The sequence below is a fragment of the Paraburkholderia sp. MM5482-R2 genome (assembly GCF_050436125.1).
In the GTDB taxonomy this organism is placed as follows: Bacteria; Pseudomonadota; Gammaproteobacteria; order Burkholderiales; family Burkholderiaceae; genus Paraburkholderia; species Paraburkholderia tuberum.
On record NZ_JBNDLP010000002.1, the window covers coordinates 2,502,493 to 2,528,191 of the forward strand.

At 66.2% G+C, this 25,699-nt stretch carries 21 protein-coding genes and 2 pseudogenes; 10 read left to right on the top strand and 13 right to left on the bottom strand.

Annotated elements, in window-relative coordinates; all coding sequences use genetic code 11:
• The first annotated feature begins 84 nt into the window (after positions 1-84).
• The 3 genes from OKW37_RS14410 to OKW37_RS14420 are packed head-to-tail and all read left to right on the top strand — an operon-like array spanning position 85 to position 5,413.
• Entirely contained in the window at positions 85-690 is a 606-nt protein-coding gene (locus OKW37_RS14410; RefSeq protein WP_429405733.1) for a DUF2760 domain-containing protein, read from the top strand.
• Positions 687-2,534, top strand: coding sequence for an Hsp70 family protein (locus OKW37_RS14415; RefSeq protein ID WP_429405731.1), 1,848 nt, complete (start codon positions 687-689; stop codon positions 2,532-2,534). Before OKW37_RS14410 ends, OKW37_RS14415 begins: the two co-directional genes overlap by 4 nt.
• A gap of 5 nt (positions 2,535-2,539) precedes the next feature.
• Positions 2,540-5,413 (top strand): Hsp70 family protein, encoded by a 2,874-nt coding sequence (locus OKW37_RS14420; RefSeq protein WP_429405729.1) that lies wholly within the window; start codon positions 2,540-2,542, stop codon positions 5,411-5,413.
• Positions 5,414-5,522: 109 nt separating this feature from the next.
• Here the strand turns inward: OKW37_RS14420 and OKW37_RS14425 are convergent.
• The 4 genes and pseudogenes from OKW37_RS14425 to OKW37_RS14440 all read right to left on the bottom strand — a co-directional run.
• A pseudogene (locus OKW37_RS14425) lies at positions 5,523-5,969 on the bottom strand (3-hydroxybutyrate oligomer hydrolase family protein); the annotation flags it as partial.
• Positions 5,970-6,007: 38 nt separating this feature from the next.
• Positions 6,008-6,526: a RidA family protein gene (locus OKW37_RS14430; RefSeq protein WP_184067660.1), complete on the bottom strand. Its 519-nt coding sequence runs from the start codon at positions 6,524-6,526 to the stop codon at positions 6,008-6,010.
• A 118-nt stretch (positions 6,527-6,644) separates the two neighbouring features.
• Positions 6,645-8,180 (bottom strand): transglycosylase SLT domain-containing protein, encoded by a 1,536-nt coding sequence (locus OKW37_RS14435; protein WP_429405727.1) that lies wholly within the window; start codon positions 8,178-8,180, stop codon positions 6,645-6,647.
• A gap of 157 nt (positions 8,181-8,337) precedes the next feature.
• Positions 8,338-8,709, bottom strand: a complete 372-nt coding sequence (locus OKW37_RS14440) for a diguanylate cyclase (RefSeq protein WP_429405725.1) — start codon at positions 8,707-8,709, stop codon at positions 8,338-8,340.
• 342 nt (positions 8,710-9,051) lie between these two features.
• On the opposite strand from OKW37_RS14440, the gene OKW37_RS14445 reads away from it, so the two are divergent.
• Both OKW37_RS14445 and OKW37_RS14450 read left to right on the top strand, forming a co-directional pair.
• On the top strand, positions 9,052-9,243 hold the full coding sequence (locus OKW37_RS14445; protein WP_429401213.1) for a hypothetical protein: 192 nt from the start codon (positions 9,052-9,054) through the stop codon (positions 9,241-9,243).
• Positions 9,236-11,305 (top strand): recombinase family protein, encoded by a 2,070-nt coding sequence (locus OKW37_RS14450; RefSeq protein ID WP_429402249.1) that lies wholly within the window; start codon positions 9,236-9,238, stop codon positions 11,303-11,305. Before OKW37_RS14445 ends, OKW37_RS14450 begins: the two co-directional genes overlap by 8 nt.
• Here OKW37_RS14450 and OKW37_RS14455 read toward each other — a convergent pair.
• Positions 11,294-11,998, bottom strand: coding sequence for a GAF domain-containing protein (locus OKW37_RS14455; protein ID WP_429405723.1), 705 nt, complete (start codon positions 11,996-11,998; stop codon positions 11,294-11,296). The genes OKW37_RS14450 and OKW37_RS14455 overlap by 12 nt on opposite strands.
• A 179-nt stretch (positions 11,999-12,177) precedes the next feature.
• Positions 12,178-13,512: an argininosuccinate synthase gene (gene argG, locus OKW37_RS14460; protein ID WP_429405721.1), complete on the bottom strand. Its 1,335-nt coding sequence runs from the start codon at positions 13,510-13,512 to the stop codon at positions 12,178-12,180.
• 300 nt (positions 13,513-13,812) lie between these two features.
• Between argG and OKW37_RS14465 the strand changes: the two are divergent.
• Together OKW37_RS14465 and OKW37_RS14470 are read left to right on the top strand one after the other, a co-directional pair.
• A pseudogene (locus tag OKW37_RS14465) lies at positions 13,813-14,118 on the top strand (cytosine deaminase); the annotation flags it as partial.
• 59 nt (positions 14,119-14,177) lie between these two features.
• Positions 14,178-15,107 (top strand): LysR substrate-binding domain-containing protein, encoded by a 930-nt coding sequence (locus OKW37_RS14470; protein WP_429405719.1) that lies wholly within the window; start codon positions 14,178-14,180, stop codon positions 15,105-15,107.
• A 4-nt stretch (positions 15,108-15,111) separates the two neighbouring features.
• Here OKW37_RS14470 and phnX read toward each other — a convergent pair whose 3' ends face one another.
• On the bottom strand, positions 15,112-15,915 hold the full coding sequence (gene phnX, locus OKW37_RS14475; protein ID WP_184067672.1) for a phosphonoacetaldehyde hydrolase: 804 nt from the start codon (positions 15,913-15,915) through the stop codon (positions 15,112-15,114).
• A 62-nt stretch (positions 15,916-15,977) separates the two neighbouring features.
• On the bottom strand, positions 15,978-17,228 hold the full coding sequence (locus OKW37_RS14480; protein WP_429405717.1) for a 2-aminoethylphosphonate--pyruvate transaminase: 1,251 nt from the start codon (positions 17,226-17,228) through the stop codon (positions 15,978-15,980).
• A 118-nt stretch (positions 17,229-17,346) separates the two neighbouring features.
• Here OKW37_RS14480 and OKW37_RS14485 point away from each other — a divergent pair, with 118 nt between their 5' ends.
• On the top strand, positions 17,347-18,246 hold the full coding sequence (locus OKW37_RS14485) for a LysR substrate-binding domain-containing protein (RefSeq protein ID WP_429405715.1): 900 nt from the start codon (positions 17,347-17,349) through the stop codon (positions 18,244-18,246).
• Positions 18,247-18,361: 115 nt separating this feature from the next.
• Here OKW37_RS14485 and OKW37_RS14490 read toward each other — a convergent pair whose 3' ends face one another.
• Together OKW37_RS14490 and OKW37_RS14495 are read right to left on the bottom strand one after the other, a co-directional pair.
• A complete protein-coding gene (locus OKW37_RS14490) occupies positions 18,362-19,108 on the bottom strand; it encodes a glucose 1-dehydrogenase (RefSeq protein ID WP_429405713.1) in 747 nt (248 codons plus the stop codon).
• A 430-nt stretch (positions 19,109-19,538) separates the two neighbouring features.
• On the bottom strand, positions 19,539-19,913 hold the full coding sequence (locus OKW37_RS14495; protein ID WP_429509850.1) for a hypothetical protein: 375 nt from the start codon (positions 19,911-19,913) through the stop codon (positions 19,539-19,541).
• Between the two features lie 196 nt (positions 19,914-20,109).
• On the opposite strand from OKW37_RS14495, the gene OKW37_RS14500 reads away from it, so the two are divergent.
• Entirely contained in the window at positions 20,110-20,997 is an 888-nt protein-coding gene (locus tag OKW37_RS14500) for a LysR family transcriptional regulator (protein ID WP_187612768.1), read from the top strand.
• 123 nt (positions 20,998-21,120) lie between these two features.
• Positions 21,121-22,470, top strand: coding sequence for a TAXI family TRAP transporter solute-binding subunit (locus tag OKW37_RS14505; protein WP_429405709.1), 1,350 nt, complete (start codon positions 21,121-21,123; stop codon positions 22,468-22,470).
• On the opposite strand, the gene OKW37_RS14510 is transcribed toward OKW37_RS14505, so the two are convergent.
• The 3 genes from OKW37_RS14510 to OKW37_RS14520 form a co-directional block, all read right to left on the bottom strand.
• Positions 22,457-23,401 carry a ProQ/FinO family protein gene (locus tag OKW37_RS14510; RefSeq protein ID WP_429509852.1) on the bottom strand — a complete coding sequence of 315 codons (945 nt, stop codon included), beginning with the start codon at positions 23,399-23,401 and terminating at the stop codon, positions 22,457-22,459. The two genes, OKW37_RS14505 and OKW37_RS14510, sit on opposite strands and share 14 nt — an antisense overlap.
• A 91-nt stretch (positions 23,402-23,492) precedes the next feature.
• Positions 23,493-24,857: an ATP-binding protein gene (locus tag OKW37_RS14515; protein ID WP_429509854.1), complete on the bottom strand. Its 1,365-nt coding sequence runs from the start codon at positions 24,855-24,857 to the stop codon at positions 23,493-23,495.
• Positions 24,854-25,516: a response regulator gene (locus tag OKW37_RS14520; RefSeq protein ID WP_429405705.1), complete on the bottom strand. Its 663-nt coding sequence runs from the start codon at positions 25,514-25,516 to the stop codon at positions 24,854-24,856. Before OKW37_RS14520 ends, OKW37_RS14515 begins: the two co-directional genes overlap by 4 nt.
• Positions 25,517-25,699: the final 183 nt, after the last annotated feature.

Sequence of the window (25,699 nt, forward strand, 5' to 3'; positions counted from 1 at the left end):
CCGCCCGGCCCGTCAGCTTCGCTGCCCGGCGCACGCGGCGCGGCGAGGACCGCTCGTCCCCAACAGAGCAGATCAGGAGCCTTTATGAGCGATTCGAATCCATCCTTCCTCGGCCGCATTTCGCTGGCCGTCGACACGTTTTTCAGCATTCTCGGCAATGGCGACTTCGCCGCCGACGTGCTGCGCCTGCGCAACGGCGAAAAGATCGGCGCGGCCCCGGCAGCCGCCCCCGCCGCCACGCCAACCCCGGCCCCGGCCCCCGCCGCCGCCCCGCAACCGAAGCCGCAACCCGCGCCGGTGCTGAAGGAGGCCGCCCCCGACGCCGCGCTGCAACTGCTCGGTCTGCTGCAACGCGACGCGCGCTTCATCGATTTCGTCGAGGAAGACATCAAGGCCTATAGCGACGCCGACATCGGCGCGGCCGCGCGCCTCGTGCACGAAGGCTGCCGCGCGACGCTGCGCGAGCACTTCACGATCCGCCCGGTGCGCGACGAAGCCGAAGGCAGCCGCGTGACGCTGCCCGCAGGCTTCGACGCGAGCTCGGTCCGTTTGACCGGCAACGTGGTCGGCAGTGCGCCGTTCAACGGCAGCATCAGCCATCGCGGCTGGCGCGTCGAGGATGTGCGTCTGCCGAAGCTGGCGGACGGTCATAACGCAAAAGTCATCGCACCGGCGGAGGTGGAGCTATGAGCGACGCACGCTATTCGATCGGCATCGATCTCGGCACCACGCACTGCGCGTTGTCCTACGTGGACACGCACGCGAGCGACGGCGAGAAAACCACCCAGGACGTGCTGTCGATCGCCCAGCTCACGGGCCCCGGCGCAATCGATAATCTGCCGCTGCTGCCCTCGTTCCTGTACCTGCCGCATCCCGACGAACTGGCCTCCGGCGACCTCTACCTGCCGTGGACCGGCCAGCGCGAATTCGCGGTCGGCGAATTCGCGCGCAGCCGCGGCGCCGGCACCCCGATCCGGCTCGTGTCGAGCGCGAAAAGCTGGCTGTGCCATCCGGGCGTCGACCGGCGCGCGGGCATTCTGCCGAACGACGCGCCGCCCGAAGTCGCGCGTGTGTCGCCGCTGGAAAGCTCGGTGCGCTACCTGACGCACCTGCGCGAAGCATGGGACCACGCGCATGCGGACGCGCCGTTCGGCGAGCAGGACGTCACCGTGACGATCCCCGCGTCGTTCGACCCCGCGGCGCGCGAGCTGACGGCGGAGGCCGCCGAGGCCGCCGGCTTCACGCGCATGACGCTGCTCGAAGAGCCGCAGGCGGCGCTCTATAGCTGGATCCAGAAGAGCGGCGGCCAGTGGCGCAAGCAGGTCAAGATCGGCGACATCATCCTCGTCGTCGACGTCGGCGGCGGCACGACCGACCTGTCGCTGATCGCGGTGATCGAGCGCGACGGCAATCTCGAACTGCATCGCGTCGCGGTCGGCGATCACATCCTGCTCGGCGGCGACAACATGGACCTCGCGCTCGCGCACGTGGTCGCACGCAAGCTCGCCGCGCAGGGCACCCAGGCCGACGCGTGGCAACTGCGCGCGCTCACCTACGCGTGCCGCGCGGCGAAGGAAACGCTGCTCAGCGATCCCGCCACCGACACCGTGCCGCTCGTCGTGCCGAGCCGCGGCTCGAAGCTGATCGGCGGCTCGATCCGCACCGAGCTGACGCGCGTCGAACTGACACAGACGATCCTCGACGGCTTCTTCCCGCAGATCGACAGCGCCGCGCGTCCGGTGAGCCGCGCGCGGGTCGGTCTGACGCAGCTCGGCCTGCCATATGCGCAGGACGCGGGCATCACGCGGCATCTGGCGGCGTTCCTCGGGCGTCAGGTCGGCGCGCTGGCGGAACTCGAAGGGCTGCGCGAGCATGTCTCGCCCAACGCGAGCTTCCTGCATCCGACCGTGGTGCTGTTCAACGGCGGCGTGTTCAAGTCGGCGCTGCTGGTCGAACGGATCATGGGCACGCTGAACGGCTGGCTCGCGACCGAAGGCGCGGCGCCGGCCCGTCTGCTCGAAGGCGCGGACCTCGATCTGGCGGTCGCGCGCGGCGCGGCCTACTACGGCTACGTGCGGCGCGGCCGCGGCGTGCGGATTCGCGGCGGCACCGCGCGCGCGTACTACATCGCGATCGAATCGGCGATGCCGGCCGTGCCCGGGCTCGAGCCGCCGGTGCAGGCGCTGTGCGTCGCGCCGTTCGGCATGGAAGAAGGCACCGACGCCGAGCTGCCCGCGCAGGAGTTCGGGCTGGTCGTCGGCGAGCCCGTGCATTTCCGCTTCTTCGGCTCGTCGGTGCGTCGTCAGGATCAGGTCGGCACGCTGCTCGATTACTGGGGCCCCGAGGAGTTGCAGGAACTCGAGGAAATCCAGGCGACGCTGCCGGCGGCCGGCCGCACCGCCGGCGAAGTCGTGCCGGTGAAGCTGCACGCGCGCGTGACCGAAGCGGGCACGCTCGAACTCGAAGCGATCCCGCGCGGCTCCGACGAACGCTGGAAAGTCGAATTCGACGTGCGCGGCAACGCGAATGCGTGATTGACATGAAGCGGTACAGCGTCGGCATCGATCTGGGCACCAGCAACACGGTGCTCGCGTACGCGCAAGCCGGATCGCAGCAGATTCGTGTGTTCGAGATCGAGCAACTCGTGAGCCCCGGCGAAGTCGCCGCGCGGCCGCTGTTGCCGTCGGTGCGCTATCAGGCGGCCGACGGCGAACTGAGCGCGGCCGATCTGCAACTGCCGTGGTCCGGTGCGCGTGCGGCGTCGGGCCTCGGCAAGGACGCGACGCAGCCGGTCGTGGTCGGCCGGCTCGCGCGGCTGCTCGGCGCGCAGGTGCCGGGGCGGCTCGTCGCCAGCGCGAAAAGCTGGCTGTCGCACGCGTCGGTCGATCGCGTCGCGCCGATCCTGCCGTGGGGCGCGCCCGACGACGTCCGCAAGATTTCGCCGCTCGACGCGAGCGCGAGCTACCTCGCGCACGTGCGCGCCGCATGGAACCAGCACTTTCCGAAGGCGCCGCTCGAACAGCAGGACGTCGTGCTGACGGTGCCCGCATCGTTCGACGAAGGCGCGCGCGCGTTGACCGTCGAAGCGGCGCGGCTCGCGGGGCTGCCGTCGCTGCGGCTGCTCGAAGAGCCGCAGGCCGCGTTCTACGACTGGCTGTTCCGGCATCGCGACACGCTTGCCGACGAGTTGGCGGACACCCGGCTCGTGCTGATCTGCGACGTCGGCGGCGGCACCACCGATCTGACGCTGATCGAAGTCGGCCTGTCCGACGACGGCGAGCCGCGCCTGATGCGCGTCGGTGTCGGCAATCATCTGATGCTCGGCGGCGACAACATGGACCTCGCGCTCGCGCATCTGGTCGAGGCGCGGCTGTTGGGTGGTGCCGGCGGCGGTGCGCAGGCGCCGCAACGGCTATCGGCGGCGAGCCTGTCGCAGCTGGTCGAGCGATGCCGCGTCGCGAAGGAGCAATTGCTCGGCGCGCAGGCGCCCGAGTCGGCGCCAGTCACCTTGCTTGGCGCGGGCTCGAAGCTGATCGGCGGCGCGCGCACGACGCAGGTCACGCGCGACGAGGTCGAGAAGATCATCGTCGATGGTTTCTTGCCGCGGGTGGCCGCCGATGAGCGTCCGGGCCGGCCGCGCGGCGCGATCGTCGAATTCGGCCTGCCGTATGCGACCGATGCGGCGGTCACGCGGCATATCGCGGCATTTCTCGAACGTTTCGCCGCGCAGTCGCGCAAGGCCCTTGGGGCGGATTCCAGCACGCCGGACGCATCCGGCACAGCCGCCCTGCCCGTACCCGACACGCTGCTGCTCAACGGCGGCGTGTTCCGCGCCGACGCGCTGTCGCGGCGTCTGGCCGACACGCTCGGCGGGTGGCGCGGCGCGCCGCTCAACGTGCTGCACAACGACAACCCCGACGTCGCGGTCGCGCGCGGCGCGGTCGCCTATACGCTCGCGCGCGCGGGCTTCGCGCCGAAAATCGGCGGCGGTTCGCCGCGCAGCTATTTTCTGGTGCTCGACGAAACGCCGGCCGGCAAAGACGACGCCGAGCCGGACGCGGCGCCGGCGCAACGCGGCATCTGCCTGCTGCCGCGCGGCACCGAAGAAGGTCACGAGATTCTGATCGCGGAGCGCATGTTCGCGCTGCGGCTCGGGCATCCGGTGCGCTTTCACCTGGTGTCGTCGAGCGCGGACACCGCGTATCAGCCCGGCGAACTGGTCGACCTCGCGGGCGGCGACTTCGTGCGCCTGCCGCCGATCGCGACGATCGTCCAGCCACGCGACGGCCATCGCGCTCGCGAAACCGCCGTGCGCATCGCGACGTCGCTGACCGAGGTCGGCACGCTCGACGTCCATTGCATCGAGCTCGACGAGCCGTCGCAACGCTGGCTGCTCGAATTCCAGCTGCGCCACGGCCACGCCGACGCGCAAGTGGAGCTATCCGCCGAGGGCGCACCGCAACGCCACCCGGCGCTCGATCGCGCGATCGAACTGATCGACCGTTGCTTCGGCGCCCGCGCGCAAAACGTCGACCCGAAGGAGATCAAACGACTGCGCGCGCAGCTCGAACATCTGCTCGGCCCGCGCGACAGCTGGAACAGCGCGTTGCTGCGCGAACTGTTCGGCGCGCTGTGGGAGCGCGCGCGCCGCCGCCGCCGCTCGGCCGATCACGAACGGCTGTGGCTGAATCTGGCCGGCTATTGCGTGCGGCCCGGCTTCGGTTATCCGCTCGACGAATGGCGCGTCGAGCAACTGTGGACGCTGTTCGACGATGGCATCCAGTACGTGACCGACAGCCAGGTATGGTCGGAATGGTGGACGCTGTGGCGCCGCGCGGCCGGCGGCCTCGGCGAAGATGCGCAGTTGCGCGTGCTCGACGCGATGGACTATCTGCAGAAGGCCGCGCAATCGCGTCACAAGCTGCCGTTCGATGTCGCGAAGACCGGCTTCGCCGATATGGTGCGCCTGTCCGCATCGCTCGAACGGACTCCGGCCGAACGCAAGATCGAACTCGGCGAGGCGGTGCTCGCTCGCCTGAAAAAGCCAGCGGAAAACCATCAAAGCTGGTGGGCGGTCGGACGGATCGGCGCGCGCCAGCCGTTTTACGGCAGCGCGCATAGCGTCGTGCCGCCCGAGGTCGCCGCGCAATGGCTCGATGCGATCCTCGCGCTCGACTGGAAGAAGGTCGACCCCGCCGCCTTCGCGGCCGTCCAGATCGCCCGCATGACCGGCGACCGCTCGCGCGATCTGCCCGACGCGCTGCGCGCGAGCGTCGTGCGACGCCTCGAAGCGGCGAGCGCGCCGCGCGCCTGGGTCACGATGGTCAGCGAAGTCGTCGCGCTCGATAACGCCGACGAAGGTCGCGTGTTCGGCGAATCGCTGCCGGTCGGGTTGAAGCTGATCAGCGGCTAAAGCGTTTTGCGCGGCGCGAAGCTCAGCACCGCTCGTGCGGCGTCCAGATGCACAGCAACGCGCACCCAGGCGGATACCCGTGTGCGCGCATTGCTTCAGCACGCGCCGCTCAATTCGGCACGTTCACGGCGCCATTCGTTGCGGAAATCGCATTGACACCCGGGGTCGCCGCGATCGCCGGCAGGTTGGCCGTGGTCAGCGCCGGTGCGGCTCCGGGCACGCCGCCGCGCGGTATCGTGTGGATCACCTGCGACGGCGGCAACGGCGTGCCGTTCTTCAGATGAGCCCACATCAGATTGAGCGCCTGAAGATCGTAGTAATGCAACGGCACGAAACGCGTATCGAAACCGGCGACGCCGAGGAACGCGTCAAAGTGCTGAGTGTTCGTGACTTCGTACAGCGCCAGCTTGCTCGCGCCGCCCTCGACCACCTGGTTCAATCCGAGATACGGCCGCGACGCGTGATTGATCGGCACCAGCGCATCCGCGCATCCTTGCACGGTGATGGTCGGCTTGCCATGCAGATTCGCATTCACGCGAATTGCATCGACGCTGGCCTCAGACGATCGCTCGCGACAGCGGTGGCGGCACGAACTCACGCCTCGCTCGATGCAAGCGCTCGAGCGTCTCGTGGAAAAAGTTCGACTTCAGCCTCGATCTCCACGGGAATGTTGAAGGGAAGCTCGGCCAGTCCCACCGCGCTGCGAGCGTGACCACCGCGCTCCTCGCCAAAGACAGCGAGTATCAGTTCCGAAAAGCCGTTGATCACCGCGGGCTGTCGGTTGAACCCGGGTGCCGAGTTGACCATGCCGAACACCCTCGTCCAACAGGCGATGCGCTCCAGACTTCCGAGCTCGCGCTTGAGGCTGCCCAGAATAGCGAGCGCGGTGAGACGAGCCGCCACGAAGGCCTGCTCCTGCGAGACCTGACTGCCCACCTTGCCAAGTGGCTCGGCCAGCGAGCCGTCCGCGTTGGTCGGTCCATGGCCCGAGATGCAAGCCCTGTGGCCGACTATCCGCACCCATGGGAACGGAAGCGTCAGGCCGGGAGGAAGCCGCAACGGTTCCGGCAAGACGTAGCCAAGTGCGTGCAAGCGATCTTCAACGGTCGACATATTCAGACTCCACGTGAAGGCCCGACGGCGTTTATTCGCGCGCGCGCCTCGACAATCGCGCAGCGGCGTGGCTGCGGCACGTCGCTGCGGTGACAGCCATTTCAGATGCCCGCTTCCCTCACGCTCCGCCCTGCTTGCGCATCTGCCCGATAGCGCGAGCGCGTGCAGCCTCGGCCTCGCGGACGAGCCGGTACGCAACGTAATATTTAAAGACATTGCGCACGTACGTCGTTGGTTCGATGCCGATTTTCTCGGCGACTACGATTTCGACATTGTTGAACCACTTGTTAGGATCGAGACCGCGCGCCGCCGCTTCCTTGCGCATTCTGGCGATCTTTGCGGGTCCTGCGTTGTAGCTTGCGAATGCGAACAGCGAGCGGTCCCTTTCCGAGAAGTGAGCATCGGGAAAGTAACGGGCCATCAGCACATCGAGATATTTCGCTCCCGCATGTATGTTGGACTCCGCCACCCTGATGTCGCCAACCGCAAGTTCCTTCCCCGTGGCTGGCATCAACTGCATGATCCCGATTGCGCCAACGTGACTGCGGGCGCTCTGGTTCAGCTGGGATTCCTGATAGCCTTGAGCCGCAAGCAAAAGCGGATCGAAGCGGTACTGCGCACCGTATTTTTCGAAAAGACCGACCGTCTGCCCGAACCGCTTCAGCTCCGCTGACTCCGTATTGTTGGAGATCTGCTTGATGCGCTTCATTTCCTGCTGCAGACGGACTTCCGCGACACTCTGCTTCTTCACGTAATTCAGGTAGAAGTCGTTGATCGCGTCCCGCAGTTTGGGGCTCTTGAAGCGCACCGCCCAGCCGATGTAGCCTGCGTCGCGCACCGAAATATCGTTATGCACGACGATTCCAGCCAGTACCGGCGCCCATACCTTTGCCTTCCAGTCGTCCACGACGAGGATCTGGAGCAGCCCGACATTGAGCATCTCCATTGCGTCCTCGTCCTCGAGCGCGTCGGGCAGCGGCACGAGTTTCACCGGAGCTTTGCCTTCCTTGCCAAAACGCGCGTTCAACGCGTTCAGGCTCTCGTAATAGCTGCTGCTGGGCCGCACATGGACCGTCTTACCGCTGAGATCGTCGAGCTTCGCGAGGGCCGGCGACTTCGGCCCGGTCACGACCACTTCGCGTACTGCTGTCCGGTCACGCGGCGCCACGAAGTCGACCTGCTTCAGGCGGACCTCCGTGACCGTCAGATTGCCCGCGGCGATGTCGCCCCGGCCCGCTATCAGCCCCGGGAGCAACTGGTCGCGAGTCGTCGGAATGATGACCAGGGTGAGCGGACGCTTGCCGAGCGTCGCCCGGTACTTCTTGTTCACATAACGCTCGAAGTCCCGCATGAGACCGGCGGTCAGCCCACGTTCGTGACCTTGCTCATTCAGATAGAGCGTTCGACTGTAGGGAACCAGCACGCGGATCAGACGCCGGTCGAGCATGGCGTCGAAATCGCCCGTGAACGGTTGATTGCCGAGATCGATCCGGCGCGCCGCGGGAGCCGACGCCGCGGCGGTTGGGGATGCCGGCAGGGCCGACGAGGCGGCCGGCTGCGCGGCGACACTTTGGGCGGCGACGCACGCCGCGGGGCCGACGATCATGCCTGAGCAGAACGCCGCGATGTACAGCAACGTTTGAATGATGCGCATCGTAAAACACCCTGCTGTCGCACCCGGCGACTGCGTCGACGTTCACTACGCGCATCCATATTGCCACGCTGGCAACGGCTGAAAATGGGACGATGGTCCTATAAGCAATGCGCCATGACTGAAGATAGAGCCGTACCGACGCAATCGCCAACGCCCGCTACGCCATCGTCACGCGATTTCGTCCTTGATGCTTCGAGCGATACAACGCACGGTCAGCGCTCGCGAAACCGTCGCGATGCGCGGGTCGCGACAGATCGCTGATACGCGTGAGCGACGCGCCAATGCTGACCGTCACCACCCCAAGCGGCGACGCGCGATGCTCGATCGCGAGGTCCGCCACGCGCTGGCGCAGCGTTTCGAGCGTGTCTTCGAGCATCGATGGTTGCGCTTCGAGCACCAGCATTCCGAACTCCTCGCCGCCCATGCGCCCGACCACGATGCGCTCGCTGTCGGCGGCGGCCTGCATCACGGAGGCGACCAGACTCAGACAGTGATCGCCGGCCTGATGACCGTAGGTGTCGTTGTACAAGCCGTCAACACAACGCCCATATCAGCGAATCAAAGGAGGTTCTCTACCGCTGGCATCCGTGGTACGGGCACACGGTATGGATTTTCACCACGATAGAGAGGAAGAACGCCGAGTCAGTGTTGCGCTGTGGGCGAGAGCCGTTCGACACGGCAGGCTTGCTGGAGGTGCCGCAATGGATGTTCGATCCCGTTGCCTGCTGTCGCATTACCTCGGCAACGTCTCCCGCCGTCAGCTGTGAAGCATTGAGGGAACTGAAGTACCTGCTGGCGCAGGCGCCTGCTGCCAAGCCGCGCGGTATGGTACAAGCCGAGCACCATCCTTTGCTCCGTACAGGAGGTGCTGATGCGACGCCAGACAAACCCCCAACCGGGCGGTCAACTCGACCTGTTCCGTCCCTTTCCGAAGACACCACAATGGGCGCGCCTGCCGCAGGAGGTCCGGCAGCAGACGGTGCGTTTGCTGGCGCAACTGCTGCGGCAACACCGTCGCGGGCTGCTCGCCGCCGTACACGAGCCGGAGGTGCGCGATGAGTGACAAGATTCGGGCGCAGCATCTGGCGCGCAAGGCCATGCTGTACGTGCGCCAGTCGTCGGCCTATCAGGTCAGCCACAATCTGGAGAGCCAGAAGCTGCAGTATGCGATGCAGGATCGTCTGCATCAGTTGGGCTGGAACGAGATCGAGGTGATCGACGAGGATCTGGGACGCTCTGCGGCCGGAACGCAAACGCGCACGGGCTTCGAACGGATGGTCGCAGAGGTCTGTCTTGGGCACGTCGGCGCAGTTGCCGCTCGCGAGGTTTCACGATTCGCGCGCAACAGTCGCGAGTGGCAGCAACTGGTTGAGGTGTGCCGCGTCGTCGACACGGTGCTCGTCGATCAGGAGACCGTCTACTCACCACGGCAGAGCAACGATCGTTTGCTGCTCGGCTTGAAGGGCAGCCTGAACGAATACGAGCTGGATCTCTTGCGTCAGCGTTCGCTCGAAGCTCGTCGGGAGAAGGCCAAACGGGGCGAACTCATTGTCGCGGCGCCGGTGGGTTACTGCAAGACCGAAGACCAGCGCCTGGAGAAGGATCCGGATTTGCGCGTGCAGGACGCCATCCGCTCGGTATTCCGCCAGTTCGGCGCGATTGGTTCGGTGCGTCAGACGTTGTTATGGTTCCTGGAGCACGGCCTGCAGTTGCCGGCATGCATGCCGCGCGGCGAAATCCAATGGAAACGGCCGAGCTACGGCACGGTGTACCGGATCCTGACCAACCCGATCTACGGTGGCACGTATGCCTACGGCAAGACCGAATGCGCGATCCATTACGAGGCTGGGGAACCACGCAAACGTGATCGCCGCAAACCACGGGATCAGTGGCTTGCGCTCATTCCGAATGCCCACGAAGGGTACGTTGACTGGGACGAATTCGAACGGATCCAGTGTGCCATTAGCGGCAACCTGCGTCTGGCCGGACACGCTGGCGCCCCGAAGAACGGTGAGGCCCTGCTGGCGGGACTGTTGCGCTGCAGGCGCTGCGCGAGCAAGCTGACGCTACACTACACGGGTAACAGGCACGACGCCTTGCGCTATAGCTGTCATCGCGGCTGGATGGACAAGGGGCAACCGCGTTGTATTGCGTTCGGTGGCACACGCGCGGACGCGGCCATCGCCGAGGCGGTCTTGCAGGTCGTTCAACCGGCGGCAATTGAGGCAGCAATCGTGGCGCGCGAAGAAGAGACCCTGAAGCAGGACGAAGTGCTGGCCGCGTTGCAGCGGGATCTTCAGGCTGCACGCTACGCCGCGCAACGCGCGCAGAAACAGTACGATGCTGCTGACCCCGAGAACCGGCTTGTCGCCGACGAACTGGAGCGGCGCTGGAATCATGCGCTACTACGCGTAGAGGAACTGGAATCGCGTATCGAGCAACAGTCGGGCACATCCGGCCAGATACCGCCTACCCAGCCAGAGGAGTTTGCCGATCTTGCCACTGCATTGGAATCGATCTGGCCGCAGGCCGACGCCCGCCTGAAGAAGCGCATAGTGCGCACCCTGATCCACGAAGTCGTCGTTGACGTTGACGACGCAACGAGCGAAATCGTGCTCGTCATTCACTGGAAGGGCGGAGTACATACCGAGATTCGCGTGCCGCGGCGGCGCCGCGGAGAGAACACTACGCATACGTCACGTGAAGCAATTGATGCCGTGCGCCAGCTTGTCCGTATCTGTCCGGATCTGGTGATCGCCGGCGTACTCAATCGCAATGACCTGCGAACCGGCCGGGGTAACTTCTGGACCCAGGAGCGAGTCACCGCGTTGCGCAGCCACCATCAGATCCCGGTCTATTCGAGCGAACGACGTGCTGCTGAAGGATGGATGACGTTGACCGAGGCATCGGCGTTCATCGGTGTGAGCCCCGGAACGCTCAGGCTCGCAGTTGAGCGCAACAAGATCCCCGCCGAACATCCGTTACCCAACGGGCCATGGATCTTCAATCGCAATTCGCTTACCGGGGACGCAGTTACCGAACTCGTCGGACGGGCTCGCGCACGGCGTGGACACCCCACAATACCAACGACACAACAGGGCTCTCTAGATTTATCAACAACATAGCGAGGTTGGGCAGTATGAAACGCACTTGTACTGCTTGAACCAGTCGACGTCGACGACCACCGAGCCCATCACGTCGCCGTCGCGCGCCTCCTTCCAGCGGCGCGCGATGGTTTCGAGCAGGAAGCGCCGGTTGTACAACTGGGTGAGCGGATCGATCGCGGTGGCCGTGCGCATCTTCAGATCGTTTTCGATCATCGCGCGCAGGTGGTAAAACACGCCGCGCCGGCCCGCGTCGAGCCGGCCCGGCGCCGGGTCCATCGCGCACAGCGCGCCGACGATCTCGCCGTTCGGCGCGCGCAATGCGATCGCCGCGTAAAAGCGCACGAACGGATGACGCTTGACGAGCATGCATTCCCCGAAGCGGCTGTCGTTGTGCGCATCCTCGATCACGAACAGGTCGGCATCGCGCACCGCGTAGTCGGCGAGCGAGCGCGCACGCGTGACGAGCGGCATCGCCATGCCGACTTCGGCGCGATAGTGCTGATGCTCCTCGTCGAGCAGCACGATCGCGGTAATCGCCGCGCCGGTCACGCTCTTCAGAATCTCCGCCGCATGCGTGAAGCACTCGCGCATCACCTGGTCGTCGTGCAATAGCCACTCGATGACCGAAGACTCGACCTCGGGTTCGCCGGCGGCGGTCGAGTCGACTGGCATCCGGCTGGCGAGGCGGTCGTTACTGTAAGCGAGTTGCACGGAAGGGTTCCAGAATGGGCTTAGCTTATGTCAACGGCATAGGCACGCGAAACTTGAGCACAGAATGTGGGATCGCGCCCAAGCGCCGGAGCGCATCCGGGAGCCCCAAAGAAAATGGGCCGGCTCTCGCGAGCCGGCCCATCGATCGATGCGACGTTCAGGTAATCAGACGCGCCGCCTTACTCCTTGTCGCCCTTCACCTGCGGCAGCGCCGACGTCTCGTTCGACGACAGCAGGCCCACCTGCGAGTAGATGCGCAGCTTGTCGCGCGTGTCGGTGATGTCGAGGTTGCGCATCGTCAGCTGGCCGATGCGGTCGCGCGGCGAGAACGTCGATGCGACCTTTTCCATCGACAGACGCTCGGGCTGATACGTGAGGTTCGGCGACTTCGTGCTGAGGATCGAGTAGTCGTTGCCGCGACGCAGCTCGACGCTCACTTCGCCGGTGATCGCGCGCGCGACCCAGCGCTGCGCGGTTTCGCGCAGCATGATCGCCTGCGGATCGAACCAGCGGCCCTGATACAGCAGACGGCCGAGGCGGCGGCCGTTCTCGCGGAACTGCTCGATCGTGTCTTCGTTGTGGATGCCAGTGACCAGACGCTCGTATGCGATGTTGAGCAGCGCGAGGCCCGGGGCTTCATAGATGCCGCGGCTCTTCGCCTCGATGATGCGGTTTTCGATCTGGTCGCTCATGCCGAGACCGTGACGGCCGCCGATCCGGTTCGCTTCGAGCAGCAGCTCGACCGCGTTCGGGAACGTCTGGCCGTTCAGCGCGACCGGCTGGCCTTCCTCGAAGCGGATCGTCACTTCTTCCTTCGCGATCTGCACGTCGTCGCGCCAGAACGCGACGCCCATGATCGGGTTCACGATCTTGATGCCGGACTCGAGGCTTTCGAGATCCTTCGCTTCGTGCGTCGCGCCGAGCAGGTTCGAGTCGGTCGAATACGCCTTTTCCGCCGACATCTTGTAGTCGAAGCCCGACTGGCGCATGAACTCGGACATTTCCGAGCGGCCGCCCAGTTCGTCGATGAACAGTTGGTCGAGCCACGGCTTGTAGATCTTCAGGTCCGGGTTCACGAGCAGACCGTAGCGGTAGAAGCGCTCGATGTCGTTGCCCTTGTACGTGCTGCCGTCGCCCCAGATGTTGACGCCGTCTTCCTTCATCGCGGCGACCAGCATCGTGCCGGTCACGGCGCGGCCGATCGGCGTCGTGTTGAAGTAGGTGACGCCCGCCGTCGAGATATGAAACGCGCCGCACTGCAGCGCCGCGATACCTTCCGCGACCAGCTGCGCGCGGCAGTCGATCAGGCGCGCGCCTTCGGCGCCATATTGCGTGGCGCGACGCGGGATCGAATCGTAATCGTCTTCGTCGGGCTGACCGAGGTTGGCCGTGTAGGCGTACGGCACGGCGCCCTTCTTGCGCATCCAGTGCAGCGCGGCGCTAGTGTCGAGGCCGCCGGAAAACGCGATACCGACCTTCTGGCCGATCGGAAGACTTTCAAGGATTGTACTCATAAGCAGTAGCGTTAAACTCGACGTACGGGGAGATTTGGGGGTAACAGCTGAGTATCGGGCAAGCCTGGCGATCAGGCAAGTTACGCGGGAGTATACCGTGAACCGCCGTCCGGCCTTGGATTTTGCCGGTCGGCGCGGCCTCGCGCCGCAATCTCGCCGCGCCGAATTTCCGGATTAATTCACGCTGTATTTGCCGTAACGGGGGCGGATTTATTATCGTCTAAGCGTAGCATCGCGGGTTGCATCAACGCACCGGCCGTTCACCCCTTTCATCCCGTTCATTCCCCTTGCCCGCCGCCCATGACCACGACCGCCCCGCGACCCACGACGAACGCCTCGCTGGTCACCCACGTGCGGCTCGCCGACGGCAAGCGCGCCGAGGTGTCGATCGTCGATGGCCGGATCGCCGCGCTCGGCGCCGCTCTGCCATGCGAGCCCGGTGTGCCGGTCGAGGACGGCGGCGACGCGCTGCTGCTGCCCGGTTTCGTCGAAGGGCATACGCATCTGGACAAGACCAACTGGGGCTTGCGCTGGTATCGCAACGAAGTCGGGCCGAAGCTGACCGATCGCATCGAAAACGAGCGCCGCTGGCGAGCCGAAAGCGGCACCGCCGCGCGCGCATGCGCCACGCCGTCCGCTACAACAAAGACGTTTTTTGGACTCGAATGATCAATCTTTTTCAGGCCATGCAGGCCTTTGTCAAGGTGGCCGATGTCGGCAGCTTCGCGCAGGCCGCCGGGCAACTGAACGTGTCGACGTCGGTCGTCACGCGTCATGTGTCGAGCCTCGAACAGCATCTCGGCATTCGCCTGTTTCAGCGCACCACGCGCAAGGTCGTGCTGACCGAGGCCGGCGCGCAATACGCGGACGGTTGCCGCGTGCTGCTCGCCGAACTGGAGGAAGTGGAGTCGCGCGCGACCACGGCCTCGCGCGACGTGGCGGGCGACCTGCGCATCGTCGCGCTCGGCAGTTTTTCGCTGTTTCGGCTAACGCCGCTGTTCGCCGAATATCAGGCGCGCTTTCCGCAAGTCAACCTGCGCGTCACGCTGACGGAAAAACGGGTCGATCTGCTCGAAGGCGGCTTCGATGTCGGCATCGTGACCGAGCATATGATCCGCTCGGAGTCGCTGGTGGCGCGGCGTCTGATCAACTCGCACGCGGTGCCGGTAGCAGCGGGCGCGTATCTCGCGCAGGCCGGTCATCCGCAAACGCCGGCCGAACTGGACGCGCATCGGCTGATTGCCGCGCCGTTCGACACGACCGGCCCGATGTGGATCTTCCGCAAGGGTGACGGCGATGCCGAAAGCGCGAGCGAGGACGGCGACGATAGCGGCGAGAGCATCGCCATCGATGCATCGTTCACGGTCAACAGCATGATCATGCAGAAGCAGGCCGCGCTGGGCGCGATGGGCATCGCGCTGCTGCCGCTCGAAATGGTCGAGGACGAGTTGCGCGCCGGCACGCTGGTGCGCGTGCTCGACGGCTATGCGGTGCTCAATGGCGACGTGGCCGTGTCGCTGGTGTATCCGAGCCGCGAGTTCGTGCCGCGCAAGGTGCGCGAGTTCATCGATCTCGCGGTCGGTTTCTTCAAGTGACGCTTCAAGGCCGCTCGCCGCGCGCGAGCCGTGCGTCGATGTCGTACACGACCGGCATCAGATCCGCGACGCTATCGATCACGTAATGCGCGCCCGCCGCCTTCAGCCTGGCCATCGCGGCGTTGCGGCGCGCGGCGAATTCGTCGGCCGGCAACGCCTTCACCTCCGCCTCGCTCATGCCGAACGCGTTGCCGCTCACCGCGACACCGACCGCCCACGTGCCGGCGTTGATGCCTTCCTCGATGCCGACCTCGGTGTCGTCGACCTTGATCGCCTCTTTCGCGCGCCACACGCCGAGCAGCGGCAGCGTCCGGTAGATCATGTACGGTGACGGCCGCCCTTCCGGCGTATCGCCGGTGCACACGATGCTGTCCGGCGCAAAGCCCTGCGCGGCCGCGCCCGGTACGATTTCGTCGATGATCTCGCGGGTATAGCCGGTCGTCGTGCCGATGCGGATATCGTTCTGACGCAAGGCGCTCGCGACTTCGGCGACGCCCGGGATCACCGCGCTATAGCTCGCCGCGACCGCGATGTTCTTCGGCACGAACACGTCGTACACGGCGTCGATATCGGCGTCGGTCGGCGTATGGCCGTGGCGCTCGGCCCAAGCCTGCGCGACGCGCGGCAGCGCCATCAGCGCCGCGATGTGCGGCCGCTTGGCCATGCCCATCGGGCCGCGCGCTTCGTCGATCGTGATCGGCACGCCGAACTGCTCGAAGGTCTCGACGAAGGCGCCCATCGGCGCGCGTGAACCGTAGTCGACCACCGTGCCGGCCCAATCGAAAATCACTGCCTTCACGTGTTTCATCTGCTTGAATCCCCAGGAATCCGAATGTATTGGGTTTGCCGTCGCGGGTTTGCTGTCGCGGCTCAGGCCGCCTGCGCGAGCGCCTTGCGTTCGTCGAGCGCGGCGGGCGGCGGCCCCGCGTGCGTGACGCCCATCGTGCGCAGCGCTTGCGCGCAGGCATCGACCACGCGTCGCATCACCTGCTCGTCGACCTGACCGATGCAGCCGATGCGGAAACTGTCGACCACCGTCAGCTTGCCCGGATAGATGATGAAGCCCTGCTCCTTCATCAGTTCATAGAAGCGCGCGAACTCGAACGACGGATGCGCCGGCGAAAAAAACGTCACGATGATCGGCGAGCGCCAGCGCCCGTTGAGCAGCGGCTCGAAGCCAAGCTCGTGCATGCCGGCCACCAGCACGTCGCGATTGTTGGCGTAGCGCGCGAGCCGCGCGGGCTGCCCGCCTTCGAGCTGGTAGAGACGCAGCGCCTCGAGGAACGCGGCCACCGTATGCGTGGGCGGCGTGAAGCGCCACTGGCCCGTGCGATCCATCACCTCCCATTGATCGTAGAGATCGAGCGCGAGCGAATGGCTGCGGCCTTTCGCCTCGCGCAGGGCGCTCTTGCGCGCGATCACGAAGCCGAAACCCGGCACGCCCTCGATGCACTTGTTCGCCGACGACACGAACGCCTCGCACGCGATCTGCCGCACGTCGAGCGGCACCGCGCCGAAGGCGCTCATCGAATCGATCAGCAGCTTGCGGCCGTGCCTCGCGACCGCGGCTGCAATCTCGTCGAGCGGATTGAGGATGCCCGAGCTCGTTTCGCAATGGATCGCGACCACGTGCGTGATCGATGGATCGGCGGCAAGCATGCGCTCGACTTCGAGGCCGCGCGGCGGCAGGTAGTCGCCCTTGTCGAGCAGTGTGCAGGCGCGGCCGAGATAGCCAAGCGTGATCGCCGCGCGCTTGCCGTACGCGCCGTTCGCGAGCACGAGCGCGTGGCCGTCGCGCGGAATCAGGCTGCCGAGCATCGCTTCGACGCAGTAGCTGCCGCTGCCCTGCAGCGGCACGCAGTCGTAGTCGCCCGCGGTGTCGCCGGCGATCTCCAGCAGGCTCGCGCGCAACTCGGCGGTCATCGCGCGGAACTCGCCGTCCCACGAGCCCCAGTCGCGCAGCATCGCCTGTTTCGTCGATAGTGCCGTGGTCAGCGGGCCCGGCGTCAGCAGATAAGGCTCGCCGCCAGCCGGCGCGGCGCAGGGTGTGGTGCAACGGGTCGATGTTGCCGCGGCTGCCACGGCCAATGTCGCCGCCGAACCGCCGATCGCGCTTTCCATGTCCGCCACTCCGATATCGCTATGTCGATAGCTCACACGATACAGAAGCGTTGTCCATCGGCAAAATCGATATAATCGATGACGGTATCGCAAAAACTTATTTGCTGGCGAGGCACACGTGCAATACGCGCAATTGCGGGCGTTCCATGCGGTCGCGGAACATGGCGGCTTTTCGAAAGCGGCGCAGGCGTTGTCGCTGACGCAGCCGGCGGTGTCGGATCACGTGCGGCGGCTCGAACAGGATTACGGCGTCAAGCTGTTCGAGCGCGGGCCGCGCGGCGTGGCGACGACTGAACTCGGGCTGCGCCTGTTCAGCGTGACACGGCATATGCTCAGTTGCGAGCGGGACGCGCGCCAACTGCTCGAATCAGCGGGCGGGCTGGAGTCGGGTTCGCTATCGCTCGCGGCCGATGCGCCCGATCTCGCCGTCGCGCTGATCGGCGCGTTTCGCCAGCGGCACCCGGGCATCGTCGTCACGCTGTCGATCGCCAATGCGGCAGAGTGCATGCAGCGCGTGCTGTCGAGCGCGGTCGACGCGGCGATCACGGCCGCGCCGCAGGTGCATAGTCGCTTGCAGTCGCGCGTGTTGCGGCGCGATCCGCTGGTCGCGATGGTGCCGGCGAGCTACCCGGCCGCGAAGAAGCGCCGGCTGAGTTACGCGGAGCTCGTCGAACAGCCGATGATCTTCCGCGAGCCGCAATCGGTCACCCAACAACTGCTCGAAATCGAGCTCGTGCGCGAGTCGTTGCAAGTCGAGCCGGTCATGTACGTGGATGGCCGCGAGGCGCTGGAGGAAGCGGTCGCGCAGGGAATCGGCGTCGGCGTCATTGCGCGCGCAGAGTTCAACGAGTCGCGGCGGATCCGGATGGTGCCGCTGCTCGATTGCCGCGTGCAGATGATCGAATCGCTGACGCGGCTCGCCGAGCGGCCGGGTTCGAATCTGCTCGACGCGTTTTTTGCGGTGGAGTTGCCGGGAGCCGAAACAGAGGTCTTGGGGGGCGATGTTCAACGCGCGTAGCTCGCGCGCCGTCGCTGCGAGGAGCGGCGTGGCCTTCATGCTGCCGGCCCCGCCGCCCGCGATCGCCCCCGAATCGTTCCGCGGGTTGCCACCAGCGTTGGCAACCCCTTCAGACTTAACGCGACCCGCCGCTCGCGATCAGGCTCTCGCCCGTCAACCAGCGCGCGTCATCCGACGCGAGGAACGCGACGACATCCGCGATATCGTCGGGTTGGCCGATACGGCCGAGCGGCGTCGTGCTGATCGCCCACGTTTCGAAGTCCGAGCCGATCACGCCGGCGGTGTGGGTGCCCTCGGTCTCGACCATGCCCGGATTCACCGAATTCACGCGGATCTTGCGCGCTCCGAGTTCCTTCGCGAGCACGCCGGTGATCGCATCGACCGCGCCCTTGGTGGCCGTGTAGACCGTGGTGGTCGCCGGCGTGATGCGGGTCACGACCGAGCTCACGTTGACGATGCTGCCGCCTTCGCCCAGATGCCTGGCCGCCGCCTGCGTCACGAGCAGCAGCCCGAGCACGTTGACATCGAAGTGCTTATGGAAGTGCGCTTCGGTGATCTCTTCGAGCGCCGCGAATTCATAGACACCCGAGTTGTTGACGAGAACGTCGAGCCGCCCGTACGTTTCGATCACCGTATCGATAATGCCGTTCGCGTCCGCGGCCTTCGACACGTCACCGCCAACCGCGACCGCCTTGCCGCCCGCCGCGGTGATATTGGCGACCACCTTGTCGGCGCCCGCGCGGCTCGACGCATAGTTCACCACGACCGACGCGCCTTGCGCCGCCAATGCCTTCGCAATCGCCGCTCCGATGCCTTTCGATGCACCCGTTACAACCGCTACCTTGCCTGTGAGCTTGCTCATCATCGTGTCCTTTCAATGGTTCGCGCCGGCATGCCTCGCGAGGAGCCGCGGAGTCCACGCCAATAAAAGCCGGAAATGCAGTGGCGCTGTCACTGATCGTTAATTTAGGCACGGCGCGAGGCCGGATAAAGCGGCTCGAGACGAATTGATACGCCGCTTCCGACGAACAATCGATTCGCATCAGACCTCGATGGCCCCGTTTACGCGTGGCTTACGACGATTGACGCTGTTTGGCTTGCGCCGCGGCGTCGGCGTCGGCGTCGGCGTCGGCGTCGGCGTCGGCGTCGGCGTCGGCGTCGGCGTCGGCGTCGGCGTCGCGCAAGCGCGCGCTGACCGACTGCAAGAGCGGCACGCGGCAGCAGAGACGTGCAACCGCTCAAGACTCCTACGGGCAGACGCCACGATCAGGCGCTACACACTCAAAGCGCTTTTATTCACCGCGCTTTTGTTCGCTGCTGAGCAGCAGCGCGATGTGCGCGGCCACGCTCGCGAGCACCGCGAGCGCGCCGAGCGTATCGAGAATAATGGGCCACACGATCTCCCTCCTCCGCGATCCGCTGCTCCCAACGTCTTTTAAACGAATGCGCGCGCCATCGATTGCACGCCGGGGCCGAGCAGACAGATAAAGAACCAGCGACGAAAACTCGCCGCACTGATACGCCCGCGCACGCGCTGACCGAGCTGCCGCAACCAGCGTGCCGAGTACGATGCCCGCCAGCATCGGCCATAAGCGTTCGACGAGCGCGCGCACGCCCGATCCCGCAAACAGCTGCCACTCTTTGGTGACGAACGACGGCAACAGCATGCGCGAGCTGAATGCGCTGCCGCGCGCGGAAAAGGCGCTCGTGCGTCATCTGGCCGGTATTTAGCGGCGCTGTTGCTATCATTCGTTGCCCTCGCGCAGCGCCGCGACGGCAGCACCGTACCGCAACCGGCAGCGCCCAAGGCGCAGCAGACCAACGCAACACCAATCGCCGACGCATCACATCTCAGAGGCATGCATGGAATTTCGCCAACTTCGCTACTTCATCGCGGTCGCCGAGGAGATGAACATCACGCGGGCGGCCAATCGTCTGCATATGACACAGCCGCCGCTGTCGCGGCAGATCCAGCAGATCGAGGAAAGTGTCGGCCTGCCGCTGTTCGAGCGCGGCTCGCGGCCGTTGCGGCTCACCGAAGCCGGCCGCATTTTCTACACGCAGGCGAAACGTCTGGTCGATGAAGCCGACGAGCTCGCGCCGCTCACGCGCCGGCTCGCGCAACTCGCGGAACGCATCGTGATCGGTTTCGTACCGTCGACGCTGTATGGCGCGCTGCCCGCGGTGATCCGCTCGTTTCGCGAGGCCGCGCCGCACATCGAGCTGTCGCTGATCGAGATGTTCACGATCGAGCAGTTGGCCGCGCTCAAAGGTGGCCGCATCGACGTCGGCTTCGGCCGGCTGCGCTTCGACGATGCGCAACTCGCGCGCGAAGTGCTGGTCGAGGAACGGATGATCGCCGCGTTGCCGCAGGACCATCCACTCGCGCGGCAAAAGAAGCCGCTCACGCTTGCCGCGCTCGCCGAGGAAACGCTGATCGTCTATCCGAGCACGCCGCGGCCGAGCTATGCGGACCAGCAGATCTCGGCAATGCACGATCAGGCGCTGGAGCCGAAAGCGATCCATGAAGTGCGGGAGTTGCAGACCGCGCTAGGGCTGGTCGCCGCGCAGGTCGGCGTGTGTCTCGTGCCGGAGAGCGTCGAGGGCTTGCGCGCGCATGGCGTCGCGTACCGGCCGATTCCGTCGGCAAGCGCCGCGTCGCCGATCATCATGAGCCGGCGCCTGCAGGACGAATCGCCGGCGACGCTGCTGATGTGCTCGCTCGCGCGGCAGTTGTTCAAGCGCGTTTGAGCGCCGCGTGCGTGAGCACGGCGATGCGGCGCCGCGCGCCCGGTCAATAGAGCGAACCGTCGACGGCAAAGCCGCCCCGCACAGGCGACAATGCCTTCACCTGGCTTCCCGCACGGAGTCTTCATGAAAGCGCAGCGTCCGCGGCCTCCGCACTTTCCCGCCGAACCTACGCGCGCCGAATGGCGCGAGCACCTGCTGCCCTACTTCATCACGGCGCTGCTGATCGCGTTCGCGATCGTGCTGATCGTCTGGATCGCCAATCCGGCGCCGCCGCGCACGATCACGATCAGCGCCGGCCCGCGCGACAGCTCGTTCGTCGTCACCGCGAACCAGTACCGCAAGATCCTCGCGCGCAACGGCATCCGCCTGAACGTGCTCGAATCCGAAGGTTCCGTGCAGAACCTGCAGCGGCTGCTGGATCCGAAGCAGCACGTCGATATCGCTCTCGTGCAGGGCGGGGTGGCCGAAGGGCTCGATACTTCGTCGCTGGTCTCGCTCGGCAGCGTGTTCTATGTGCCGATCGTCGTGTTCTATCGCGGCACGGCGCTCACGCAACTGGCGCAGCTCGAAGGCAAGCGGATCGCGGTCGGCCGCGAAGGCAGCGGCACGCGGCTGCTCGCGCTGCAACTGCTCGCGGCGAACGGCATCGAGCCGGGCGGCGCCACGACGCTAGTGCCGAGCGACGGCCTGCAGGCCGCCACGCAGCTGGTTGCCGGCGAGGTCGACGCGGCGATTCTGAGCGGCGATTCGGCCACGCGCGGCCTGATGCTGCGGCTATTGCGCGTACCCGGCATCTCGGTGATGAATTTCGACGAAGCGAGCGCCTATACACGCGTCTTTCCGTTTCTCGACCAGATCGACTTGCCGCCCGGCGTGCTCGATCTGAAGCGGCGCATTCCGCCCGAGACCGTTCACCTGATTAGTCAGACGGTCGAACTCGTCGCGCGCAGCACGCTGCATCCGGCGATTTCGGATCTATTGATCGAGGCGGCGCAGGAAGTGCACGGCGCCGCGGGCCTGTTGCAGCACGCCGGCCAGTTCCCGAACCCGGTCGAGCACGAATATCCGATCAGCGACGACGCGCAGCGCTATTACCGGACCGGCAAGGGCTTGTTGTATCGGACGCTGCCTTTCTGGCTCGCGAGCATCGGCGATCGTACGCTCTTCCTGCTATTGCCGGTCGCCGTGCTGCTGTTGCCCGCCATGCGCGTGATTCCGGCGCTGTACCGGTGGCGGGTGCGCTCGCGCATCTATCGTTATTACGGTTCGCTGATCGCGATCGAGCGGCACGCGCTCGCGGGCGCAACCGACGAGGAGCGCACCCAGCTACTGGGGCAACTGGACGAGATCGAGGCGGCGCTGAGCCACCTGCGCATGCCGCTCGCGTATGCGGATGCGTTTTACGTGCTGCGCGAGCATGTGGGATTCGTGCGCAGCCGGTTGACGGCTGCGCCGCCCGTCATGGCCTCGTGATCGAGGCCATGACGGGCTGTGCCAAGGTTAGGCTTGGGAGGGGGGGCGAGGCGGGAGCGGTGGCTTGCGGTTCGTGTTGCGCGCTGGTCTGCGCCTGGGTGTCCGCGCTCCCGGCGGCATCCGCCGCTATGGCTTCCGGCGACGCAGCAGCGGCATCCGCTTGGCGGGCCGCTTGTTCCGCGACTGCCGCTACCCCTGCTTCGGCCTGCGGCGCTTCAGCGGCCGCGCCCTCGGCCGGTGTACCTGCATCGGTCGGCGCATTCGCGCTTGCCGTCGCGGTGGCGGTCTTCTGCGCGCCCTTCGCCGCGCGATGCGCAAGCAGGCGCTGAGCACCCGCCGCTTCCTGCGCCGTGACCTTGCCGGCTTCGACGCCCGCCAGGTCGACGCGCGCCGCGCCTTCGACGAGGCTCTTCCAGTAGCGCCCGCCACGGCACCACGTCTTGATCGCGTCGCGCAGTTCGGCTTCGCTCAGCGACACTTCCTTCGCATGCACGACGAGGTCTTCGAAAATGCCGATCTTCAGCGGCAGCTTCGGGGCCGGATTCTTCGGGAAAGCAACCGGGAAACGTTTTTGCAGACGACCGATCGAGCGCACCACCGGGTCCACCGGCTTGGCGTCCACCGCCGGCTTGGCGGACGCGGTGTGGCGCGCCGGCTGCGGGCCGCCGGCTCGGGTACCCGGCTTGCCGTCCGGGCGAGCGCCGGCCTTTGCGGCCGGCTTCGCGCCGGGCCGGCCACCGGGCTTCGTGCCCGGATTGGCGCCACGCTCGGCATGTGAACCAGGATGTGCCGCTGAATTTGAAGCGGGCTTGCCAGCGGACTTCGAAGCGGGGCGCGTGGCCGATTTGCGATCGGGCTTGCCGGCGGACTCTGCGGCGGCGCGCGCCGCGGCCAGTTGCTTCTTCAGTTCAGCGAGTTGTTCGAAACCCATAGTGCACAACCAATCTGTCGATCTGTAAAAACGAGATTGTAGCAGCGTGCGCTCACGTGCTTGTGACAACCCCGAACCGCAGTGACGATCGTCAATTCGCGGCCGTGACGGGCGCGTGGGCGGCGGGCGCGCGCAGCCCCGTGACCGACACCCGCAAACCGGGCGCCCCGACATTGTTGCTCAGCGACAGGCCGAGCTGATGCCGCTCGGCGATCCGCGCGACGATCGCGAGACCGAGCCCGCTGCCCTCGCCCTTCGACTCCTCGCCGCGATAGAAAGGGTCGAACACGCGTTCGAGTTCCGCCTCGGGAATTCCCGAGCCGCTGTCGACGACCTCGAAGCCCACGCGCTCGCCCGTGCGTCGCAGCACCACGTCGACACGGCCGCCCGCCGGCGTATGACGGATTGCGTTATTGATCAGGTTCCCTAACAACACGCTGATACTGTGCGGCTCCGCGAGCACCGTATAGGCGTCGTTCGGCGTGCGTGCGTGTTCGCATTCGAGGCCGAGATCGATCTCGCGCAACTCCGCGAGCACGGAACAGTCGCTGACCGCCTGCTCGCCGATGCGGCGCAGGCTGACCGGCACCGTCGACGTAACCGGCTGCGCGTCTTCGCGCGCGAGCGTCAGCAGTTGCTGCACAAGGTGGATGATCCGGTTCACCCGATGTTCGACGCGCTCGAGCGTCTGCCCCTCGCCTCTCAGCGATCCATCGCGCGACGCCGCCTGCAGTTGCAGCTTCAGCGCCGCGAGCGGCGAGCGCAGCTCGTGCGCGGCATCGGCGATGAACGTGCGCTGCGCCTGCGACGCCGTATGCAACCGTTGCAGCAGATCGTTCAGCGCTTCGACGAGCGGCCGGATTTCGACCGGCAGGTTGCCGTCGAGCCGCAGCGGTTCGAGCGAATCGATCGAACGCGTCGCGAGCGCGCGCGACAGCCCGCCGATCGGCGCGAGCCCGCGCGCGACCACCAGCAGCACCAGCGCGATCGTCACCGGCAGCAGCACGCCGAGCGGCCACAGCGTGTGCAGCGCGAGCTGCAACGCGAGTTCTTCGCGCACCGAGACCGGTTGCGCGACCTGCACGTAGCGGTCTGTCTGCGCGACGCCGAAGATGCGCCAGTGGTATTCGCCGCGCGGCACTGTGTGAAAGCCCGGCGGCAGACGCTCGAACACCGGGGCCCGCGCGGAGCGATAGACGAGCGTACCGCCGCGGTCCCAGATTTCGATGACGATGCGGTCGTCGGCGAGATCGCCGAGGTCGGGTTCCCGCCGCTCGCGGCTGCCCGCGCCGCTCAGCGCCGACGGCAGCGACAGCGCGACGGTGCGCAGTTCGTAGTCGAACAGCTCGCTCGCCTCGCGCCGCGCGGTATGGAAGATCGCGAAAGCCGCGATCATCGACGCCGCCGCCATGCCGAAGATCAGCCAGCCGAGCAGCCAGCGGCGAATCGACGTCATCCGCACCTCTTCAGGCGGTAGCCGACCCCGCGCACGGTCACGACCTGGTCCGCGCCGATCTTGCGCCGCAGACTGTGCACATGCACTTCGATCGTATTGCTGCCGACTTCCTCGCCCCAGCCGTACAGCTTTTCTTCGAGCTCGGCCTTCGTGAACACGCGGGTCGGCTCCTCGATCAGCGCCTGCAGCAACGCGAATTCGCGCGGTACCAGCGGCAGCGGCATGCCGTCCTTGGTCACTTCATGCGCGGCGGGGTCGAGCATCAGTTCGCCGTGACTGTAGACCGGCTGCTTCTGGCCGGTGCGCCGGCGCAGCAGCGCGCGAATGCGCGCGGCCAGTTCGTCGAGATCGAACGGCTTGATCAGGTAGTCGTCGGCGCCGGCGTCGAGACCGCGGATGCGCTCGTCGACCGCGTCGCGCGCGGTCAGGATGATCACGGGCGCCGCGCCGCCGTTGCGGCGATACGCGTTCAGCACGTCGATGCCGTCTTTTTTCGGCAGGCCGAGGTCGAGCAGCACGAGGTCGTACACGCCGTTATCGAGCGACAGTTCCGCCGCGCGGCCGTCCTCGGCCCAGTCGATCGCGTAGCCGGCGCGGCGCATCGCGCCCAGCACCGATTCCGCGATCATGTCGTCGTCTTCGACCAGTAGCAGGCGCATGGCCTCTCCTCTCCTTGGTGCGGTTTTGGCCGCCGCATTATCGGCCGTCGCAGCTTAACGAACCCTTACGGGGGTACGGACGACGCGTCGATTTCGCACGGCCGGGTCGCGCGATTCGACGTTAAGGCTGTCTTAAGCGCGCGCTGCGGAAAATCAGCCCTCTCTGCGAGGCCTCGTTCGCGA

Bases quoted from the DNA above. Each gene is read 5' to 3' on its own strand.
- OKW37_RS14410 (WP_429405733.1), top strand. From the start codon at position 85: ATGAGCGATTCGAATCCATCCTTCCTCGGCCGCATTTCGCTGGCCGTC.
- OKW37_RS14415 (WP_429405731.1), top strand. From the start codon at position 687: ATGAGCGACGCACGCTATTCGATCGGCATCGATCTCGGCACCACGCAC.
- OKW37_RS14420 (WP_429405729.1), top strand. From the start codon at position 2,540: ATGAAGCGGTACAGCGTCGGCATCGATCTGGGCACCAGCAACACGGTG.
- OKW37_RS14430 (WP_184067660.1), bottom strand. From the start codon at position 6,526: ATGTCGACCGTTGAAGATCGCTTGCACGCACTTGGCTACGTCTTGCCG.
- OKW37_RS14435 (WP_429405727.1), bottom strand. From the start codon at position 8,180: ATGCGCATCATTCAAACGTTGCTGTACATCGCGGCGTTCTGCTCAGGC.
- OKW37_RS14445 (WP_429401213.1), top strand. From the start codon at position 9,052: ATGCGACGCCAGACAAACCCCCAACCGGGCGGTCAACTCGACCTGTTC.
- OKW37_RS14450 (WP_429402249.1), top strand. From the start codon at position 9,236: ATGAGTGACAAGATTCGGGCGCAGCATCTGGCGCGCAAGGCCATGCTG.
- argG (WP_429405721.1), bottom strand. From the start codon at position 13,512: ATGAGTACAATCCTTGAAAGTCTTCCGATCGGCCAGAAGGTCGGTATC.
- OKW37_RS14470 (WP_429405719.1), top strand. From the start codon at position 14,178: ATGATCAATCTTTTTCAGGCCATGCAGGCCTTTGTCAAGGTGGCCGAT.
- phnX (WP_184067672.1), bottom strand. From the start codon at position 15,915: ATGAAACACGTGAAGGCAGTGATTTTCGATTGGGCCGGCACGGTGGTC.
- OKW37_RS14480 (WP_429405717.1), bottom strand. From the start codon at position 17,228: ATGGAAAGCGCGATCGGCGGTTCGGCGGCGACATTGGCCGTGGCAGCC.
- OKW37_RS14490 (WP_429405713.1), bottom strand. From the start codon at position 19,108: ATGAGCAAGCTCACAGGCAAGGTAGCGGTTGTAACGGGTGCATCGAAA.
- OKW37_RS14495 (WP_429509850.1), bottom strand. From the start codon at position 19,913: ATGCTGTTGCCGTCGTTCGTCACCAAAGAGTGGCAGCTGTTTGCGGGA.
- OKW37_RS14500 (WP_187612768.1), top strand. From the start codon at position 20,110: ATGGAATTTCGCCAACTTCGCTACTTCATCGCGGTCGCCGAGGAGATG.
- OKW37_RS14505 (WP_429405709.1), top strand. From the start codon at position 21,121: ATGAAAGCGCAGCGTCCGCGGCCTCCGCACTTTCCCGCCGAACCTACG.
- OKW37_RS14510 (WP_429509852.1), bottom strand. From the start codon at position 23,401: ATGGGTTTCGAACAACTCGCTGAACTGAAGAAGCAACTGGCCGCGGCG.
- OKW37_RS14515 (WP_429509854.1), bottom strand. From the start codon at position 24,857: ATGACGTCGATTCGCCGCTGGCTGCTCGGCTGGCTGATCTTCGGCATG.
- OKW37_RS14520 (WP_429405705.1), bottom strand. From the start codon at position 25,516: ATGCGCCTGCTACTGGTCGAAGACGACGACATGATCGCGGAATCGGTG.